We start from the raw sequence: 17,533 nt of genomic DNA, 5'->3' as shown, positions 1-17,533 counted from the left end.
GTGCGGGAGGTCCCCCGCATGCCGACTGAGGGGGTCCGGGCGGACCTGCCCACCCCGTCCGCGGGTTCGAATCCCGCCGGCTCCGCAGCCGACCGGCATCGACAGCGCCGACAGGGCGGCCCGGCAGCACCGCAGCGCCCTGAAAGCGACGGCCAGGACCTTTACGTGCCTACTCGGCCCGTGACGCGACGCTGAGTGTCAGGCTGCCGGGGAGAGCGGAGAAGGCGTTGCGCGTATCGGCGGCGAGGTCGTCGCGGGTGGGGGTGTCCGGCCGAGATGTCCACGTGCTCAATGCGCAGTGGAACGCGGCGACGAGCATGTCCAGGGCGAGTCTTGGGCGCAGGTCGTGCGGGTCGGCGATGTCGAGTCGGCGGTGCAGGGTGGCGAGTGCGGTGCGGGTGGTGCTGTCACAGAAGTGAAGGCCGTGCGCATCCATGGAAGGGGTCTTCTCGGCCAGTCGTCGGCTGAGCAGGACGCGGCGGCTCCACCCGTCGGCAGTCATCCGCTCCAGCGCCGCGAGCAGGGCGTCCTGCAGCATCTCCAGGAGTGGGCGATTGCCCGGTTGGCGGGATTCGAGGTCGTCGAGGAAAGCCAGCCACAGGTCCTGCGTCGGCGCCATGGCCACGTCTTCCTTGCTGGTGAAGTAGCGGAAGAACGTGCGCTTGGAGACCTCGACCGCCCCGCAGAGTTCGTCGAGTGTCACCCCGTCGAAGCCGCGCTCGGAGAACAGCTCCAGGGCAGCGTCGACCGTCGCCTGCCGTGTGCGCTGCTTCTTGCGTTCACGCAGGGACAGCGGTCCGTCGGGGTCGTGCGGCGGAAGCGCGCTACTCATGACCGCCAGTGTAGCGAAGTGGCAAACGCCTCTTGTGGGCTTACGCCACTGAGTGGCACATTGGGACCGTTCGTGAATTCCCCTCCGAAAGGCCACCCCATGCGCGCCTTACTCGTCGACCGCTCCGCGCCCGCCGGACTGCGGCTCGGTGAAGCACCCGACCCGGAACTCGCCCCGAACCAGGCGCTGGTCCGGGTGGCAGCGACCTCTCTGAACTACGGAGAGGTGAGACTCGGCCTGGAGCACGCGCCCGACGGGGCCGTGCTCGGCTGGGACGCCGCCGGGGTGGTCGAGAAGGCCGCTGCCGATGGGTCGGGTCCGGCAGCCGGTACGCCGGTGGTGACGCTCGGCGCCGATGGCGCATGGGCCGAACTCCGCGCCGTCGACACCGACCTGATCGGCACGGCACCGGCCGGCGCCGACCTCGGTGCGCTCAGTACCGTCCCCATCGCCGGCGCCAGCGCCCTGCGGGCCCTGCACCGCCTCGGCCCGATCATCGGCAGGCGCATCCTGATCACCGGTGCCACGGGAGGCGTCGGGCGGTACGCCGTCCAGCTTGCCCGAAGCGGCGGCGCACACGTGGTCGCCTCCACCGGCAACCCGGACGCACACGGCGACAGCCTGCGGGCCCTGGGCGCCCACGAGGTCGTCGCCGGCCCCACTGAAGTCGGCGTCCCGGTGGACGGCGTCGTGGACCTGGTGGGTGGTACGCAACTCGTCGACGCCTTCGGCATGCTGGCCGAGCGGGGCACGCTGGTATCGGTCGGGCACGCTGCGACGGGTGAGGGCGAGAACTTCCCCTACGGCACGTTCTTCGGTGACCAAGGAAGGCACGACCGCTCGGTCGTCACCTTCTTCCTGCTCGCTTGCACCGATCTCGCCCCGGACCTCACCTGGCTCGCCGGCCAGGTCGCCGCCGCCGACCTCGACCCGCAGATCTCCTGGCGCGGCAACTGGGACAAGGCCGCAGACGCCGTCTCGGCCCTGCTCGAACGCCGACTCCATGGCAAAGCGGTCCTCGACATCCCCCAGTGAAGTCCCGATGGGCGCCCGGTGCCCGGTGCTCGGCGCTCGGCGCTCGGTTCCTGGGGCGGACGAGTGGGCTACCGGCTGACCATGTGACCAAGTGAGGGAGAAGGGCGGCTCTGGGGAAATCCACGAAGCCCCATCACTCCCCAAGGTTCCCGAAGCCAGGAGAGGCCCGTCCGCTCGCAGCGGACGGGCCTCTCTCGTGATGGCTCTGACCTGGCGTCCAGTCGGAAACCGAACAGCGCGGCGGTCAGGCCTTCTTGGTCTCCAAGTAGCGGGCCGGGTCAGTGACCTGCGGGGATCTTCCCTGTGGGGCGCTGACCTGGCCTTTTGCTGATGGTTGGCGATGGGGTCCGACGGTTCTGATCGAGTGTCCTGCGGACTGTGTGCGGACTGATGTCGGCTCGGCAGCGACTCAGTGAGCCTTCTCCATCTTGATCAGGTGGTGAGTCCAAGGCGACGACGGCACGGGCGATCGCGGTGATCCGGGTGGTGCTGCAGCGGAGCTTCCGCAGGATTCGCCAGCATTTGAGGGTGGCGATAGTGCGTTCGCCGAGACTGCGGATCTTGGCGTGTTCGCGGTTGTGATGGCGGTGCCAGCCACGCGGGTTCTTGTCCCGGAACGGGACGCGGACAGCAGGACTGCGCTTGATACGCCTTGTCCGGCCAGCACTTGACATCGTCGGCACCCAGGGCGGCTGGGGTGCCATGGGCCCGAGCCGCGGTCAGATCGTCCACAGCTCCGAGGAGCGAGTCCGAGGCCCAGATAAGGCGGCCGGCTGGATCCGCGAGGGCCTGCACGTTCATCCCATGGTGCTTCTTGTTCCCTGAGTAGCACGGCCTCTCGGCGCCGAGGCGGTCGATCGGCAGCACGGTGCCGTCGAGGATCACGTAAACCTTCTTCCGGACGGCCTTCATGACCTATTCCAGCGTGGGCGCGAGAGCGGCCAGAGGTCGACAGCCTCGTGTATATACCGGTAGGCCGTCGCGATCCCCACGCGGAAACCTGCTGCGAGGCGGGTGTAGGTGTCGCCACTGCGCAGGTGGGCCAGGACGAGCAGGGCCTGCCGGCCCGTAGTTAAGGCGTTGCCATCGGAAGCCGATCCGACGACGTTGACCTGCGAGGTGACCGGAGAGATGCTGCAGGGTGCGGCTGGACAGATGGATACCGGACGGGTAGACAAGCACGCGAAAGCTTCTGACGGACTGGTGATCTTGGTCGTGAACCCATTTACCAGGAGCTTTTCATGCCCATCGCCAGGGTACTTGCCCGTGTCTCCTTGATCAGCTGCGTCTTCGCCTGGGCGGCGTGGGTCATATCCTGCAACTCCAGGTCGCCCTGGGCGACCTTCTGGACCTGCAACTGGTGGTGCTTGGGGGCGTCGAGGCCGTAGAGCCTCCGGTACGCCTCGGAGAGCCGGTCGTCGGTCTTGATGGGTTCGCGGTCGCCTTCGGTGACGGCAGGGTGCAACCGGTCGAGGAGGTACGGGAGGCGTTCTCCCTTCGCGGGTGCGCATATCGTCAACGCCGGGGCGCGGGCGGCTTGGGTGGCGATGACGCGCTTGTTGGCGCTTACCTTCACAACTTGCCTCCCGCAACTCTCCTGCGGGCAGCGCATGTTTACTTTTGTTCGATTATATTCACTTTGCTTTTGTTTTTGTTGCGCGTGGAAGCATGCCCGTGGCTGACCGCGGTAAATGCCTCTGTTTAACGTGGAGTTAGCGGCTAGGGTGCCGGGATGGCGAGCAGTAAGAGGAACAGGAAGAAGAAGCCGAGGGCGGCTGGGACTACGAGGTCCAGGGATCCTCGGGTTGTTGTTGCACCGTTGACGCATTTGAAGCCGCTGCACAAGCTTCTTGCTGAGGTAGCAGCGGCGGCCGACGGACTTGTTCTTGCGACGCCCGTCGATCCCGACGATCTACTTATCCGCTTCGATACCGAGATTTTGGTACGAGCAATCAACAGTTTGAAGTCGGTGCAGGCGCTCCTGGAGCACGGGCATTGGGAGCATGCGGCGGGAATCACTCGGCAGTTGTTCGAGCTGCTGGTCAATATGGAGTATCTCGGGGCGCAGCCCAGTCGGTTCGAAGCGACCTTTGAGTATTGCCACTTCGGCGTCCTTCAGTTCATGCGGGAGAAGCATCGGCAGCTTCTGTACAACAAGGAGACGGGCCGTCCCGTGGAGGCGGAGCGGCTTGCGTTCCTGGAGAAGATGCTGGATAGCACTTTCGATCAGTTCAAGGGGCAGCCCAGGGCCGATGGGACGACTCGATGGGTCCCGTCATGGAGTCGCAAGTCCACGAGGGTGCTGGCTGATCTGTCGCCGGACAAGATGCGGGCGCACCAGTACGAGCATCTCTTCACCAGCTGGTCGGAGCAGGCTCATGCTGCTCCCCGGAGCTTGATCGAGAACCTCTTCCACAATGCGGGCGAGCAGTGGGTTGAAGAGGTCTTCGAGTCGGACAGCAAGAAGATCATCGAGAGTGCCAGTATGACCTTGATGATGTTCCTATCGCTGTGGCGGGTGCTTCCGCATGCCGTTCCGCTGTCGAGCGACCAGGTACTTTCGTGGACGCGTCGGATGATGGAGATCGTGGCGGTACCCGAGTTTGATCTTCTTCCCGGCTACCGCAACGATGAAAGTTCTAGTGCCTTCGGTTAGGAGATGGCAGGGTCAGCAAAGAGACGCCGTAGACACAAGGAGATTTTTTCAACCGTCCCTCAGGTTGGAAAAACCTCAGTGCGCGCTTTCAACATGGGCACTGATCAGGTGACGCGCCTGCATCATGCAACGCACGAGACTTAGTTCCGTCCAGTGAGCTCCCCCAGAGCGAACGTCGCAGGCCGGTGGTGACGTGAGGGCTGGCGCCAGGTCAGTCCCAGGGGAGTGATCGGACAACGGTCACTGTCAGGTGACGACAGCGAATGCGCTCGTCGAGCCAATGGACGACTTTCGGTCCGTCCAACACTTCCAGTAGTTCTTGGCAACGGGCCGCGCCACCTGTCAACGGCTCGGCCACGATCAGGTGGTTGTCCACAGCCACTGGCTGGTCACCTTTAATCAGGATCCCTGTTCCACGGGCACCTCCTTTAGCCCCCTGCCCTGGCCGGGATGTACGGCGCATCACCACGAAGGGGGGATCGAGCAAGCGCCCGCCGAAGCGGCGCCTTCGCAGCGGAAGGCCCATCTCGCCTTGGCCCGGGAGTTCCCTCGCCGTGAGATAGGGAACCTCCGGCCCGTCGTGAGAGTCTCGGTTGTCGACGACAGGGCCGACTCCGACACGGAAATGGTCGGCAATGCTCCTGTTCGTGGTAGCGGCGGACGGCGGCCACCAGGCGGCCGCACCGGGGTGGCCGCCTGCTCTCCGTACGGCCGCGAGCAGAAAGACGTCTACGTCGGTGTGGTCGTCGAAGAGGCCGTGTGGGCGGATCTCCTCCAACACCAACCGCTCGGTAAGCTGGCCCCGCCATGTTCGGTAGCGGCTTCCGCTGCGCAGTACGTCGGGGAGGACTGCGAAAAGCCTCCCGCCTGGAGCCATCGCGGCTGATGCCTGAGCAGTGAACGTTGCCGCCAAGGACGTCTTACCCGTCGACCATGTGCAGCCGGGGAGTGCCGCATCCATGCCGTACGGAGGGTTCAGAAGAAGTTGGCCTCCGAAGCCACGGCTAATCGACACTTGAAGCAAGGCATCCAAACCATCGCCAACCTGCACCTGAGGGAAGGCGTTACGCCACCGTTGTTCGTTGAGCGGGGCATCGGATCCGACCGCGTAATGGCGTTGCAGCACGGTCAGGACCAGCCGCATGCGCGTCACCGTTACGAAGGGATCGTGCAGGTCGTGGCCCCGCACTCGGCGGTTCCACACAGTGAGAGTCTCCGCTGGCGTCGCCCCCAGGAGAAACTGCGCGGTGCCGGCGATGAGCAGGTCGCCGCCGCCACAGGTGGGGTCCCATATCACTCGGCTCCGCACGGATGCCGTGCTGCGCGTTATCAGTTGCTCGTACGACTGCCGGACTCCACCGGTGGTGAAGAAGGATCCGCTAGCACGGCGGTCGGCTCGTGGAACCATACGTCGCAGCTCCGCCGACGCCTGGCCGTTGAGAGCATGCGTCACGTCGTCTGCCACGCGGCTCCAGCGGCCTGCGGCCACGTCGGTCACCAGGGTCTCAAGCTGGCGTGCGTAGGCGCCATAGGCGGCAATACTCATGTGTCCCCTCCTGCTGATCCGGAAGGGATGACGTCCTGGATCAAGTATCTGGATTGGCTGCGGTGTCATTCTGCAGCAGGGATTCGGCCACTGGGAACGGATCGCCAAATCCAGTCGTCCTACGTCCCACCAGCCACTTCCTACATGCCGACACTGTCGGGAGCTTTGCGTGGGCCCGGGAACGGGAGTCGGCAGAGCGGGTTAGTGACGGACCCGCCGTCGACGAACGACTTGTGGGTCTCCAACGGCGGGTCAAAACGCAGTCCTGCCTCGACGCGTGACACGGTCACGCTGCCCGCACAGGCCCTGCCGGACTTGCGGCCCGCTGCCGGGAGAATCGCCAGGTGCCGATCAGTGACGAGTTGCTTCTCGTCGTGGCAATGCACGGACAGTTGCGTGCATGCGATGTGGGCTGCCGGAGCTGCCAACCGCACGCCCTCCATGATCGCCTTATTCGGATTGGCTGGTCGCAGTCCACCCCGGATGGAGAAGATGACCAGCTGAGGGGCAACCAACGCCGTCAAATCCTTGGCGAAAGACTGCGGATCGGCCTTTCCTGGAAGTCCTCCGTGGTGGGGAAAGACCAGCACTGGCGCCGAGAGCTGCTGGCCGTTCTCCTGAATGTGCTTGAGCGCCACAGCGTCCATGTCGGCTGCGAGGAGCACGGCGGGCTTCTCGTCAAGGTGCACTCGGACCACAATGGACACAGTGTTGGTGTCCAGTTTACCGAAGGCCGCGGAGTTCTCCGTTGGGCCGGTGCCGGCCATCAGCAAGCTTGGGTGGCAGACTTCGAGCCTTGCCCGGCCGCAAAGTAGCGTTTGCGGTGTCTCCGTGTGCAGCATCTGATGTCCGCCGAAGCCGCCGCGTCTATAACGGGTGTAAACGGCTCGGAGCAACCGATCCCAGATGCGGGTGTTTTTCTTCGCATCAGGGTTGAACCAAGCGATGCCCACCGTACGCAGCGGGTCTAGCAAGATCTGCGGCCCGCCTCCGGCGTGGTCCTGGTCCGAGTGCGAGATGATCAGGTGCTCGATGTGCTGGCATCCAACGCGATCGAGTTCGCGCTGGACAATGTCGCCAGGGGCTGCGTCGATGACGGCGCAGGTTGAGCCGTCGCGTACCACCGCAGAGTTGCCGTGCCCAACGTCCAGCACAGTAACGGCTAAATCGTCTTCAACTTGCTGGCCGAGAGGCCAGGCCGGGGAGGGGGGCAGGTCGGTCATGCGCTGAGCCACTCCTGCGGCAGATCGGGAGCGAGGATGATGTTGCGGTAGAAGAGGTCGGAGGCATCCTTCGCGTAGCAGTTCACCTCGGCCTCCAGCCACCGACCGCAGAGTTCCTCCGGACGGAGCCCCGTAGCCTCCTCAATGGGGCGCAACGGCATCCACACGGAGGAGTCGATCTTCCAGCCGACCACGACGACCCTTGCCTTAGGTTCCTCACCCCCTGGCTGGACCTCCAGGACTTCAATCGGTGTCGCGAACGCCCGACGCTCCCGGGCAAGGTTTCCTGCAAGCTCATTCAGGGTGTATTGGAGCGCGTCTACTACTTCGTCGGAGGCATCAGTCTTGTCGACAACGCTCGGGATGCCTTCCCGCCAGCGCAGGATCGCGCCGTTCTGTTCAGTGTTCACATGACTGCTGATGAGCACGGCGGGCAACGGCGTACCTGCGCGTCGGTTAGCTTTACAGACCAACTCTGCTCCCGTGAAGCGCACGTTGCCGCGTCCGGCAAGGATGTGGTCACACACCACGGCGTCATAGCGATTGCCAAGGGAGGCAAGAAACGCGTCGGCGTCCTGGCCCGGCGTGAAGTGGGTGATCATCTCCGCGCGGAAACCCGCGTCCTCCAGTGTCGGGATGAGGCTAGCTGCATCATTGACGTCGTCATCGATGACGACGACCGACGATCCCTCTGTCAGTAGATGTACGCTCACTGCCCCCCCAGCTCATGCACTTTGGCTCCCAGCGGCTTGGGCCGGCAGCCAGACCATGATACGTGCTCCGCCCAACTCTCCGTGCTCACGAGCTTCTTGGGTTCCTCCCAGGTCGGCGACGATGTCTCGGACGATTGTGAGGCCCAGCCCGGTCCCGTTGTCGCGCGTTGTTTTGCCCGGCAACCAGATCGCGCTCAGCGAGATCCCCTTGATCCCAGGCCCTGAATCATCGACACAGAGACAAAGGCGAGTTGTTCCTCCCTCCTCGACCAGGCGGGTTCGAACACGGACTGTGCGCTCGGGCCGGATGACATCCGTACGAGTAAAGGCATGCGCAGCATTCACGATCAGATTGGACAGGATCGACTCGATGTCAGCGATCGTGCTGCGAACGATTACCCCCTCCGCATCTAGATCGTATTCGATCTGAATTGCCCGCTCGTCGAGATAGCGGGAGAACAGTCGAACGATGGGTGGACACTCTCGATCGAAAATGACGTCAGTGATCTGCCGCTTGTTCTTTGCGAGGAGAGTCAACGGAAGTCGTGCGAAAGTCTCCAGAGTCTTGGCGCTGTCGATTGAGTTCTCAACCGACGAGTGGAAGCGCTCTTTATACTCGTCCTCTGAGACATGTTGTTTAACCCGACGACTGACTGTTTTGACTTCATTGATGATGCGCGCTGCCGGTTTCATCGCCTCATGCGCAAAGACCGCAGTACTGGTGCCGACCGTAGCCAAAGTTCTATATAGGAGCAGGTCTTCGCGGAGCGCTTCGATTTCCTGTCGCTGTGAGTCAAATACCTCCGATGCTCCGGCGGTGAAGGACTCAAGTACGGCGGAATCGGCGGATCCATCTAGCGTCGGCGCCTCGGATCCCTTTGGGCTGATAGCCTCTAGCAGATTCTGGAACTGCTTCTCGGCTTGTTTGACCCGATCACGAGCTTTCGGCGCTGCGCCGATGCGACGCTGCTCTCGAAGTTCGAGTCGTTGATCCGCCGACCAGTCCAAAGCGCGCTTTGCGAACTCCTGCAGTTCGAGGAAAGCCAGGTTGTCGACGAAGCCACTGCGATCTGTCTTCGGCTGAAGGAGGTCGTCCGAATCTTCCACCTGAATGCGACCCACGGAGTTATTTGTGGACGGGCGCGCCTCAGGGCTCGCGGCACGCCTCAGGTTGATAAGCAGCCAGTCATTTCCAATATCCCCGTAGGGCTGTACACGCAGTTGCCTGTGATACAGGTGAGCCCCTCCCACCTGCCTCAGCCACGTTTTAATATCTGGTGTGGGTTGTTGCGTGAGGCGAACCTCTTTGGAGGCTCCAGGATTAAGATTAAACATCCACATTTCGAATTTAGCCGCTGGCGCCGAGAAGGTGAGAGGGGCATCACGATTTCCGCGCCCTTGGCGCCTCCTGCTCACATCATCATGTTCTGCTGCCTTAATGACTTCGCCACGCCAGTTATGCAGGGTCGCGGAAGCCTTTCCCTGCTCGTCCAGCTCGGCTACCAGGCGAAATTCTGCCCATTGGAGCAGATCCCCCGTGATTACCTTCGAAAGGTAATCAAACTCTGGCGAATCACAGGAAACTCGAAACCCTGATCCATCCGCAAAGGTGAATGGTCCTGTAAGCATAAGAACCGACCGTGCTAGACGATCGGCGTCCTGTCGGCTGATTCCGTGGCGGAGACCAGTGATCTCGACGGTTGTGCCGCTATTCCCCTCGCATCGCTGGGTTGCGACTTCCAGCGGGACGTCTTCCACTGCCTCGGCGCTGTCGATTCGATCCCAGTCGATGGTTAGGGTGTGCTCGAAGTCGGGATCATCCACGGAGCGCGTCCGGATGGTGGCTTTCCTGCCGAGTCGGAGGGCAGCAATTCTTCCCAGTCCTTTTTCCCCTACCTTGCGTCGAAGTTTAGCGGTGTGAGTGCTCGACGATTTTCCGGACTTTCCAATAAGGAGAAATCCGCTAGCGAGTTGCTCGGCAGTCATCCCATCGCCGTCGTCCGAGACGATTAGCGTGCCGCCGGGCTGCTCGGCTTCACTCGTCCGTAGCTGGCAGTGGGTGGCGTCCGCGTCGTAGGCGTTGCGGACAAGTTCCATGATGCCCAAGTCGGCGTGTGGCACCAGTTCTTCACCGAGTCGGGCGAGAATCTGTGGGGCGAAGCGGAGGTGGTGAGGCGTCAAGGCGTTCCTCCCATGCGGCGCGGGCAGGCACACCGTTCGGTCGATCGGGCGGGCCATCGAGAATCGTAGCCGTCCCCCCCTGCGGCGAACGTGAGCAATGAGATTTGCTGTGCGCCGCCCCATACCTCCATCAGCTCGTTGACACCTGTGTTGCCCGTAGCTGCTGACAAGGAACCGGTACCGTTCGGTCGCAGCGAGTGGTGAACGTGGCGGTGCCCTCGGCGAAGGGCCCTGACGCTCGGTCAAGCAGTCGCAAGGCGGATCCCGTCAGGAGCGACCATTCCGGTGTCGTTGCCATAGCTTTGTGGCAGCGAGCAGACTCTTTGTCCACTCATCTGGGGCGGCCCCTGCGATCTGGGCCCACAGGTTGACGCTAGCCAAGGCGAAGGCATTCACCGCTCGTGGGGATGCTGATTCCCAGGCAGGGAGGCATCCGGCCAGCGCCTCAGCGCTGGCGGGCGTGTGGCCCGCCGCGATGAGCCAGATGATCCATTGAGCTGGGTCGATCCAGGCGGCCCCGCGGGTGGCCCAGCCCCAGTCGACGAGGTGGGCGCGGTCGTGGGTGATGAGAACGTTGTGGTTGTTCCAGTCCGTGTGGAGCAGCGCGTCCCCTGCGAAAGCTTCCGCATCGGCGGGGTCGGCCACGTAACCAGCCAAGCGCTGTTCGGCGAGCCGGAGTTCGATGTCAGGGCAAGGAAGAGCGGCAAGCTCTCCGAGGGCCACGGTCACTTTGGGCAAGTCGAGGGAGCCTGGGGAGTAGTCGGCATGGTGGCCGTCGATGGCCTCAAAGCCGAGGAGATCCCAGCCGCCGGCGATGACGTGGAAGAGCAGGCGCGGGGCGAGCGGGGTCACGTACGGGTTGATGTCTGCCTCGCGTTGCTGCGTCCAGACCCAGCGATGGTCGGAGCGCAGGCCCTTGAGGAAGACGACTCCGTCGGCGGTGTGTGCGAGCGCGGAGAGGGAGCTGTTAAGACCGGTGCTGACGTCTTCGATTCTGAGAATCGAGCCGATCTCGGCTTCGATGGCGGTACGAGCGCCAGAGGGGAGACCGGCGAAGGTGATGGAGGGTGCGGGCATGGCCGTCAGGTTTCCAGATCTACGCGCCAACAGGGGCCTCCGGCGCGAGGTGCCGCCGAAAGCCCCTGAAGGGATGGTCAGTTGTACGGGTTGTCGTCCCCGCAGCCGGGCGTGGTGGCCGCAGCGAAGGCGTCCACGTCGTCGATGAGGATGATCTCCGCATCAGGCTCGGACGGCGGGCGGATGGGGGCGATCTCGACTGCTACGGCGGTCATGGTTCAGCTCCTTGTAGTCGCGTGTTGGCAGTACCTGTCCAGTGGTGCCTTCGCCTCCTGGTAGACCTTGGCCAGCGGCCGGCAGACCCGGCAGGTGCCGGAGAGCTGGCAGCCGGTGCAGCCACCAGTGCGAAGCATCAGGGAGTCGGCGATGCCGCCGAGGCGGCTCAGGCCCTCGACTCCCGTGGTCATGAGGGGGATCGCCTCGTCACGGCCGACCTTGCAGATGGTCGCCATGCCGTGCGGGTCGACGTGGAAGAAGGTGTGGCCGGCGTTGCAGCCGTTGAAGGGTTCGCGATCTTCGAGGTGGTCCGGGGCCTGGGTTGCGAGGGTTTCCGCGCCGCCGTAGATGGTCGGCGACATGTGGGTGTACTCGCGGTACGGCAGGTCGTACCGACCGGCGAAGGCGCGCATCTGGTCGGCCTCATGGGCGTTGTGCCGCGTGGTGATCAAGGCGAGATCGAGAGGTAGCCCAGCTTCGTGGGCTGCATCCAGTCCTTTGACGAACATGCGGTACGCGCCCCGGCGCCGGGTCAGCCCGTCGTAGGACTCTGCAGTGGCCCCGTACAGGCTGAGTGTGATCCGGTTCGGCCTCAAGCGAGTCAGCAGGGCGAGGTTCTTCGGTGCGGCAAGACGCGAGCCATTGGTGAGGATCTCGACCATCATGCCCAGCTCGTACGCCAGCCGGTACGTCTCGGGGAACAGCTTGTCGATCATCGGCTCACCGCCTGTGAGCTGGAGCCAAAGCACCCCCGAGTCCCTGATGGCGTACAGCAGGCGCTCACGCTCAGGCCACTCCAGGCCGGCGAATTGCTTCAGGCCGAGGTAGCAGTGTTCGCAGTCGTAGTTGCAGCCGAGGTTCAGCTCGTACGAGGCGCGCCCGTATGCATACGGAGAGCGGGATCGAACCAGCACAGTTTCATCGAGGCGTCGGTCGCTGAGATCGATCTTCCAAGCCTGACGGGCCACGTCGGCCAGCCACGCGGGCACTGCTGAGGTACCCGATTCGGAGTGCAGTTCGTCGTACCGGGAGGCGGGAAGGCGTGCTGCCTTCGGGTTGCCCGGCCGTACGAGGAGGTGGTGGTCGAGGTACGGGGCAGCGATCAGCTCGTGCATACGGACTCCTCGCTCGGGCTGCTGAGGCCCAGGCGGGCCCAGACGGTCTTGCCGATCGGGTGGCGGTCGTGATGGCCGGTTTCTTCAGAGAGCGCTGCGACGAGAAGCAGGCCCCGGCCGCCTTCGTCGTCCTCCCCGGCCTGGATGGGGCGGGGAGGGGTGCGGCCGGCATCGGAGACTTCGACCAGGCAGTGCGGGCCGTCAACCGTCAGTCGAACTTCGAAGAGGTGCCCTCGTCTGCCGCCGTGTTCGACGGCATTGGCGGAGAGCTCTCCGCAGACGAGGACCACCCGATCAATGCACTCCTGGCCGTATCCCCAGCTGGCGAGCGTCTTGGAGACGAGGGCGCGGGCCAGAGGCACGCACTTGCGTACCGGGCTGAACTGCATCTGCCACCGCAGCGGGGTGGTCTGTCGGTCGTACGTCGTCATCGCGTGCATCGCGTCCCCTCGTCGCGGGCGGGTTGTGAGACACAAGTTCACTGCCGCGACGATCACAGAGTCAGGTCACCGTGGTTACCCAACGTGGGTAATCTCTTTGGCAGTCGGTCCCATGGCAGCCCGTCCGGACGGGCGAGTGAGGGGGATGAGTGGCACGCTCGCAGGAACACCGGGCTCTGCCGGCCGGACTGCTGGCCAGTGCGGAATGGCAGGAAGCCTGTCGCAGCAGGGACTTCGCCCGCATCTTCCGGCTGGTCAAGGTCAAGGCCGGGATCTATCCGTCGCGGGTCGCGGCACTGTGCTGCATGACGCCGAGCAGAGTCGGCGAGATCATGGCGGGGCGACGCGGCCTGGCACATATCGACGTGATCGAACGCGTCGCTGACGGCCTTCGCATCCCCGGTGCAATGCTCGGCCTGGCCCACCGCCCTTGGGAGATCCCTGCCTCCTCCATCACCGAGGAGAGGCCGCCCGAGCCACTTCCTGCTGTACCGCGCGAGCCTCAGCGCACCGAAACGGCAGAGGAATTGGATGACCTTCTTGCCTTGGTCGACGGCCGTGCATCCCGTTCCACCCTCACGGCCCTGCGCTCCTCGGTCCAGGACTACTGGCGGCGAGACAACGCACACGGCGGTGCGACCCTGCGGCCGGCCGTCGTGGGGCACCTGCGCTATGTCGGCCGCCTCCTCGACTCTGCCGAGGGTGGCTTACGGCACGACCTCCAAGGGGTCGCGGCCGAGTTGGCACGGCTCTCCGGCTGGGCCTACTTCGATGCCCGTCAGTACAGCACCGCTCGCACCTACTTCACTCAGGCGCTCAAGCTTTCCCACACCCAAGGCGACAGCCTCTTCATGGCCAATGTGCTGTCCTGCATGAGCCTTCTGGCCACCTACGACGGCAACCCGAGCGATGCCGTGGCCCTTGCATGCCGTGCCCAGGACGCCGCCCGCGCCGCCGGGGAACAGCCGCTCGTCATGTCGATGCTGCATTTGCGTGAAGCGTTCGCCCACGCTGCCCTTCGAGATGCTCAGGCTTGCCACCAGGCCATTGATCGCTCCCGTGCGCAGTACGAACGCTCACGGGGACATGAGGCCGAGGCGCCTGACTGGGTCCAGTACTTCGACGAGACGAAACTCCTCGTGGACACAGGCATCGCCTACGCGCGCCTCGGCGAACCAGCCCGCGCCGAACCCCTCATCGCCGAGGGCTTGCGTCGAGAAAATACCGACCAGCAGCGAGGCCGGGCCTTCCACGCCTACTGGCTGGCCAGCGCCCAGCTCCAGCTGGGCAAACTCGACGAGGCATGCACCAGCGCCGGCCTCGCCCTCGACCTCGCCGCAGCCATCGACTCGCCACGAGTGAGCGGCCACGTCCAAGAGCTTCACCGCCGAATGCTGCCCTACGCACGCGAAGCCCCCGTCCTCGCCTTCGAGCAACGCATGCGTGAGGCCCTCGGCTGACCCCTTACGAGCCGCCGGTTGCCTCGTCCAGCAGCAGATACAGCAGACCGACCAGGCTGCCACTGCTGACGATCTCGCGACGGTCGATCATGCCCCTGATCTCCGAGATCGGAACCCACTCGATTCGGTCTGACTCGTTCAATTCGGTCGGCGGGCCCGCATACGAGGCGGGCTCGGCACGAAAGACGAAGTGCTCGGAATCCGTGATGCCGTTCGCTGGTTGCGCGTACACGAGCGGCTTGACGCCCTTCACCCGCCAGCCGGTCTCCTCCTCGGCCTCGCGGGCAGCAGCCTGTCCCGGGGTCTCGTCGGCCTCGATGAGGCCCATCGGAAGCTCCCAGCCCCAGGTGTCGGTGATGAACCGGTGCCGCCACATCATCAGCACGCGCTTCTGGTCGTCGACCACGGCGGCTACGGCCAGGTGCCGCATCCGAACCACATGGTGTTCCCACCGCCGACCGTCAGGCTGCTGAACGTCGACAAGCCAGAGATTCACCCATGGGTTGTTGTAGATCTGCCGCTCGCCATGGACGGTCCACTGCATGAGCCCAACTCCCTTGTTTCAGTGAAGTATCCAGCATGTCACTTTGACGAGAATCCGATCGCCAGGTTGGGGCATCATCGCCCACGCCGACGAGAGGGAGGAACTTTGGTGTCGGCAGGCACGACCGCCAGCGTGCTCGGCTCTATAGCCATTGTGCTGCTTGCCTTCGCGGCTGCGAGTCGTCGGCTTGACGCGTTGTCGAGCCGCCAGATCAGCACCTGGGCAGGGTGGTCGGCGGTGTCGAGTTCACGTCCTTCAGCGGCTGCGGTGAGAACAGAGGCCGGCGAGTAGCTGCCATCCTCTGCACGGCGCAGGGCAGTGGTCAGAGCAGGCCACGCGGGGTCGGCCAGGATTCGGTCGGCTTGGGCGGGGAGAGTCGCCCGCAGGACGCCCTCGTAGCGCGCGACGGTTTCGGTGGGCGGGGTACGACGGATCAGTTCGGACAGGATGGGTGCAGCCTGTGCCTCGTAGGTGCTGCGGAGGCGGGCGTGGGCCTGCTGGGCGGCGGCTGCCTGCTGGTGGTGCTCGCGCTGCTCGTGCCAGTGGGAGGCGGCGAGGGCCAAGTGGACGGTGGCGGCGAGTACGGCGATGACGAAGTCGCCCGCGCTGTTGGTGCCATAGAGAAGTTCCTGTCCTGCCTTGCGCAGGGCGTACCCCGCCCGGTGGTCGGCGCGGATCATGGACCGGTTGGCGCGATTGAATGCGCTGGCCGCGGCCTGTATCTCAGCGCGCAGAGGATGGGGTGCGTGCAGGGCTGCTGTGTGGAGGAAGTCGCCGAATGCCGCAATTTCGCCCTGAGCCCGGTGCACGTCACCGTTCGGGTCCGTGAGGGCAGCGTGTGCGATGCGCAGAGAGCATTCGGCCTGGCGCCACGGATGGGCCGGTGGCGCGGTCAAGGGGGCGTCTGGCTGCGAGGTGAAGCGTTCGCGCAGGCGGTGTATCGACAGGTCAGGTGAGAGTTTGGAGCCGCCGAATTTAACCGGCTCACCGGCAGCAGTGTCACCGGAGGTTGAAAGGCTGTACCCAATGACGTCACCAGTTTCGGGACCGATGCGGGTGTGGACCGTGATACCCAGATCGGTCAAGATCGAGAAGTAGTCCTCCTCATTGCATGACGCCGCAGCGGCGGTGTGGGCTTGTTCGCGCAGCCAGGCGCGAGTGGTCACAGCACGGCCCTGGCGCTCCGCCTTGGCGCGCTCGGCACCAGTCGGAGTCTTGGGTCCGGTGGCATCTCCTTTCTTGAGTTGCCGGAGCCCCAATTCCTTCTCGATCTTTCGGCATTCGGCTTGTGCCCTCTGCCCACCCCGGTGGATTCGAGGTATGCGGCCGTCGGCGCGGACGGTGGTTGCCATGATGTGGATGTGGTCGTCAGCGTGGCGGACCGCGATCCATCGGCATGCCTTCTCATCGCCGTCGAGGGCGATGCCCGCGGCGTGCAGGACGCGGCGGGCGACTTCGGCCCACTCGGTGTCGGTGAGGTAGCGGTCGCCGGGCGCGGTGCGGACCGGGCAGTGCCAGACGTGCTGCGGTGGCTTCTTACCGCCCAGCTCGCGGGTGCGGAGGTCGACGTGGTGGTCGAGTCGTTTGGCGAGCTGGGTGTAGGTGGCTGCCGGGTCGCGGCCTGGGTCGGGAGCGCCGGCCATGTCCCAGGCGGCGACGATGTGGGGGTTGGTGTGCTCGTCGCGGCGGCCGGGGCCGAAGAGGTAGGCGATCAGTCCGCGGCTGTCGGAGCCGGTGGAGACGTCAGGAACCATGAACCGTGCCTTCCGCCAAGAGCTGGTCGATGAGGTGGAAGCTGTTCTGTGCTGCTTGCTCGACGCGGTCGAGAACCGCCTCGGCGCGCTCGGGCACGGTTCCTCGGTTGATGGCTGCGGTGATCTGGTTGAGGTTGCCGCCGATGCGGTTCAGTGCGACGGTGTGCGCCTCGACGGCCTCGATCAGCGGGCGGAGAGGATCGTCCTCCGGGCTGCCGACCATCCCCGCCTTGCCCTGCGCAACAGTCAGGGCTGCGTCCCCGACGAATCCGGTGAACCTCTGACCGCGCTGGTGAGCGGCGGCGCTGATCACCTGGACTGCGGTGCGTGTAAAGCGGATGGTCTTCTCCTGGTCGCGCTTCTCCACGGTGCGCTTGCGGTTCATCTGCGCGGGCAGGGCAGGGGCGTCGAGATCCCGCCAGGAGAGCTGCTCGACGAGCGGTGGGGCATCGGCCGGACTACTGGGAGGAGCGGAGTCGGCTGCGGGCCGGCCGGAGTCCTCGGCCACCCCCTCCTTCGGCTCGGGCGCCCCCTGGTGCTCGGCCTTGTCCTCCGCCATCCCTGAGGCAGGGGCAAGCGCGGACGAAGCCTCGTTAGAGGCTCGTTCGCTCCAGCTTGCTGCTGGTCGTCGGGTGAGCCTGAACAACTTCCTGCGGCGGCGGGAGGTGGGGTCGTCGGCGTTCGATTCGGGCATGGTGGTGCTCCGTCAGTCGTGTGGGGTGGCCCGTCGTCGCATCCGTC

The 17,533-nt window shown here is 64.7% G+C and carries 16 protein-coding genes and 1 pseudogene; 3 read left to right on the top strand and 14 right to left on the bottom strand.

Going from position 1 to position 17,533, the window contains the following annotated elements; genetic code table 11:
• Positions 1–169: 169 nt before the first annotated feature.
• A complete protein-coding gene (locus ACFVUT_RS06745) occupies positions 170–832 on the bottom strand; it encodes a TetR/AcrR family transcriptional regulator (protein WP_389644265.1) in 663 nt (220 codons plus the stop codon).
• 99 nt (positions 833–931) lie between these two features.
• Between ACFVUT_RS06745 and ACFVUT_RS06740 the strand changes: the two genes are divergently transcribed.
• Positions 932–1,867, top strand: coding sequence for a zinc-binding dehydrogenase (locus ACFVUT_RS06740; RefSeq protein ID WP_389644268.1), 936 nt, complete (start codon positions 932–934; stop codon positions 1,865–1,867).
• Positions 1,868–2,313: 446 nt separating this feature from the next.
• Here ACFVUT_RS06740 and ACFVUT_RS06735 read toward each other — a convergent pair.
• Positions 2,314–3,049: pseudogene (locus tag ACFVUT_RS06735) on the bottom strand (transposase family protein); the annotation flags it as partial.
• 43 nt (positions 3,050–3,092) lie between these two features.
• On the bottom strand, positions 3,093–3,443 hold the full coding sequence (locus ACFVUT_RS06730) for a hypothetical protein (RefSeq protein WP_389644274.1): 351 nt from the start codon (positions 3,441–3,443) through the stop codon (positions 3,093–3,095).
• 252 nt (positions 3,444–3,695) lie between these two features.
• Here ACFVUT_RS06730 and ACFVUT_RS06725 point away from each other — a divergent pair, with 252 nt between their 5' ends.
• Entirely contained in the window at positions 3,696–4,523 is an 828-nt protein-coding gene (locus ACFVUT_RS06725) for a DUF5677 domain-containing protein (RefSeq protein WP_389644277.1), read from the top strand.
• Between the two features lie 211 nt (positions 4,524–4,734).
• On the opposite strand, the gene ACFVUT_RS06720 is transcribed toward ACFVUT_RS06725, so the two are convergent.
• The 8 genes from ACFVUT_RS06720 to ACFVUT_RS06685 form a co-directional block, all read right to left on the bottom strand.
• Positions 4,735–6,069, bottom strand: coding sequence for a hypothetical protein (locus ACFVUT_RS06720; RefSeq protein ID WP_389644280.1), 1,335 nt, complete (start codon positions 6,067–6,069; stop codon positions 4,735–4,737).
• Between the two features lie 140 nt (positions 6,070–6,209).
• Positions 6,210–7,292, bottom strand: coding sequence for a ComEC/Rec2 family competence protein (locus ACFVUT_RS06715; protein ID WP_389644283.1), 1,083 nt, complete (start codon positions 7,290–7,292; stop codon positions 6,210–6,212).
• Entirely contained in the window at positions 7,289–8,005 is a 717-nt protein-coding gene (locus ACFVUT_RS06710) for a response regulator (protein WP_389644286.1), read from the bottom strand. Before ACFVUT_RS06710 ends, ACFVUT_RS06715 begins: the two co-directional genes overlap by 4 nt.
• Positions 8,006–8,017: 12 nt before the next feature.
• A complete protein-coding gene (locus tag ACFVUT_RS06705) occupies positions 8,018–10,243 on the bottom strand; it encodes an ATP-binding protein (protein ID WP_389644289.1) in 2,226 nt (741 codons plus the stop codon).
• Positions 10,244–10,453: 210 nt separating this feature from the next.
• Positions 10,454–11,263, bottom strand: a complete 810-nt coding sequence (locus tag ACFVUT_RS06700; protein WP_389644292.1) for an aminoglycoside phosphotransferase — start codon at positions 11,261–11,263, stop codon at positions 10,454–10,456.
• Positions 11,264–11,340: 77 nt separating this feature from the next.
• Entirely contained in the window at positions 11,341–11,478 is a 138-nt protein-coding gene (locus ACFVUT_RS06695) for a hypothetical protein (protein ID WP_266640844.1), read from the bottom strand.
• Positions 11,479–11,481: 3 nt separating this feature from the next.
• Complete coding sequence (locus tag ACFVUT_RS06690) at positions 11,482–12,594, bottom strand: radical SAM protein (RefSeq protein ID WP_389644294.1); 1,113 nt, start codon at positions 12,592–12,594, stop codon at positions 11,482–11,484.
• Positions 12,582–13,034, bottom strand: a complete 453-nt coding sequence (locus ACFVUT_RS06685; RefSeq protein WP_389644297.1) for an ATP-binding protein — start codon at positions 13,032–13,034, stop codon at positions 12,582–12,584. The genes ACFVUT_RS06690 and ACFVUT_RS06685 overlap by 13 nt, the downstream gene beginning before the upstream one ends.
• Before the next feature lie 149 nt (positions 13,035–13,183).
• Between ACFVUT_RS06685 and ACFVUT_RS06680 the strand changes: the two genes are divergently transcribed.
• A complete protein-coding gene (locus ACFVUT_RS06680; protein WP_389644300.1) occupies positions 13,184–14,494 on the top strand; it encodes a helix-turn-helix domain-containing protein in 1,311 nt (436 codons plus the stop codon).
• 4 nt (positions 14,495–14,498) lie between these two features.
• Here the strand turns inward: ACFVUT_RS06680 and ACFVUT_RS06675 are convergent, their stop codons facing one another.
• The 3 genes from ACFVUT_RS06675 to ACFVUT_RS06665 all read right to left on the bottom strand — a co-directional run bounded on the left by ACFVUT_RS06675 (position 14,499) and on the right by ACFVUT_RS06665 (position 17,351).
• The gene (locus ACFVUT_RS06675; protein WP_389644303.1) at positions 14,499–15,038 is read right to left on the bottom strand and encodes an NUDIX hydrolase; all 540 of its coding nucleotides are present in this window, start codon (positions 15,036–15,038) and stop codon (positions 14,499–14,501) included.
• 74 nt (positions 15,039–15,112) lie between these two features.
• Positions 15,113–16,792, bottom strand: coding sequence for a relaxase/mobilization nuclease domain-containing protein (locus ACFVUT_RS06670; protein ID WP_389644306.1), 1,680 nt, complete (start codon positions 16,790–16,792; stop codon positions 15,113–15,115).
• A complete protein-coding gene (locus ACFVUT_RS06665; protein WP_389644826.1) occupies positions 16,782–17,351 on the bottom strand; it encodes a hypothetical protein in 570 nt (189 codons plus the stop codon). Before ACFVUT_RS06665 ends, ACFVUT_RS06670 begins: the two co-directional genes overlap by 11 nt.
• Positions 17,352–17,533 lie beyond the last annotated feature (182 nt).

Source organism: Streptomyces sp. NPDC058051, assembly GCF_042885475.1.
GTDB lineage: Bacteria > Actinomycetota > Actinomycetes > Streptomycetales > Streptomycetaceae > Streptomyces.
The sequence above is the reverse complement of the archived record's forward strand: the minus strand, read 5'-3'. Positions and strand labels throughout refer to the sequence as shown.

What these genes read in the sequence shown, in the direction of transcription:
- ACFVUT_RS06715 (WP_389644283.1), bottom strand. Translation starts at nt 7,292, where the DNA reads ATGACCGACCTGCCCCCCTCCCCGGCCTGGCCTCTCGGCCAGCAAGTT.
- ACFVUT_RS06720 (WP_389644280.1), bottom strand. Translation starts at nt 6,069, where the DNA reads ATGAGTATTGCCGCCTATGGCGCCTACGCACGCCAGCTTGAGACCCTG.
- ACFVUT_RS06705 (WP_389644289.1), bottom strand. Translation starts at nt 10,243, where the DNA reads ATGGCCCGCCCGATCGACCGAACGGTGTGCCTGCCCGCGCCGCATGGG.
- ACFVUT_RS06670 (WP_389644306.1), bottom strand. Translation starts at nt 16,792, where the DNA reads ATGGTTCCTGACGTCTCCACCGGCTCCGACAGCCGCGGACTGATCGCC.
- ACFVUT_RS06675 (WP_389644303.1), bottom strand. Translation starts at nt 15,038, where the DNA reads ATGCAGTGGACCGTCCATGGCGAGCGGCAGATCTACAACAACCCATGG.
- ACFVUT_RS06665 (WP_389644826.1), bottom strand. Translation starts at nt 17,351, where the DNA reads ATGGCGGAGGACAAGGCCGAGCACCAGGGGGCGCCCGAGCCGAAGGAG.
- ACFVUT_RS06685 (WP_389644297.1), bottom strand. Translation starts at nt 13,034, where the DNA reads ATGCACGCGATGACGACGTACGACCGACAGACCACCCCGCTGCGGTGG.
- ACFVUT_RS06690 (WP_389644294.1), bottom strand. Translation starts at nt 12,594, where the DNA reads ATGCACGAGCTGATCGCTGCCCCGTACCTCGACCACCACCTCCTCGTA.
- ACFVUT_RS06740 (WP_389644268.1), top strand. Translation starts at nt 932, where the DNA reads ATGCGCGCCTTACTCGTCGACCGCTCCGCGCCCGCCGGACTGCGGCTC.
- ACFVUT_RS06745 (WP_389644265.1), bottom strand. Translation starts at nt 832, where the DNA reads ATGAGTAGCGCGCTTCCGCCGCACGACCCCGACGGACCGCTGTCCCTG.
- ACFVUT_RS06700 (WP_389644292.1), bottom strand. Translation starts at nt 11,263, where the DNA reads ATGCCCGCACCCTCCATCACCTTCGCCGGTCTCCCCTCTGGCGCTCGT.
- ACFVUT_RS06695 (WP_266640844.1), bottom strand. Translation starts at nt 11,478, where the DNA reads ATGACCGCCGTAGCAGTCGAGATCGCCCCCATCCGCCCGCCGTCCGAG.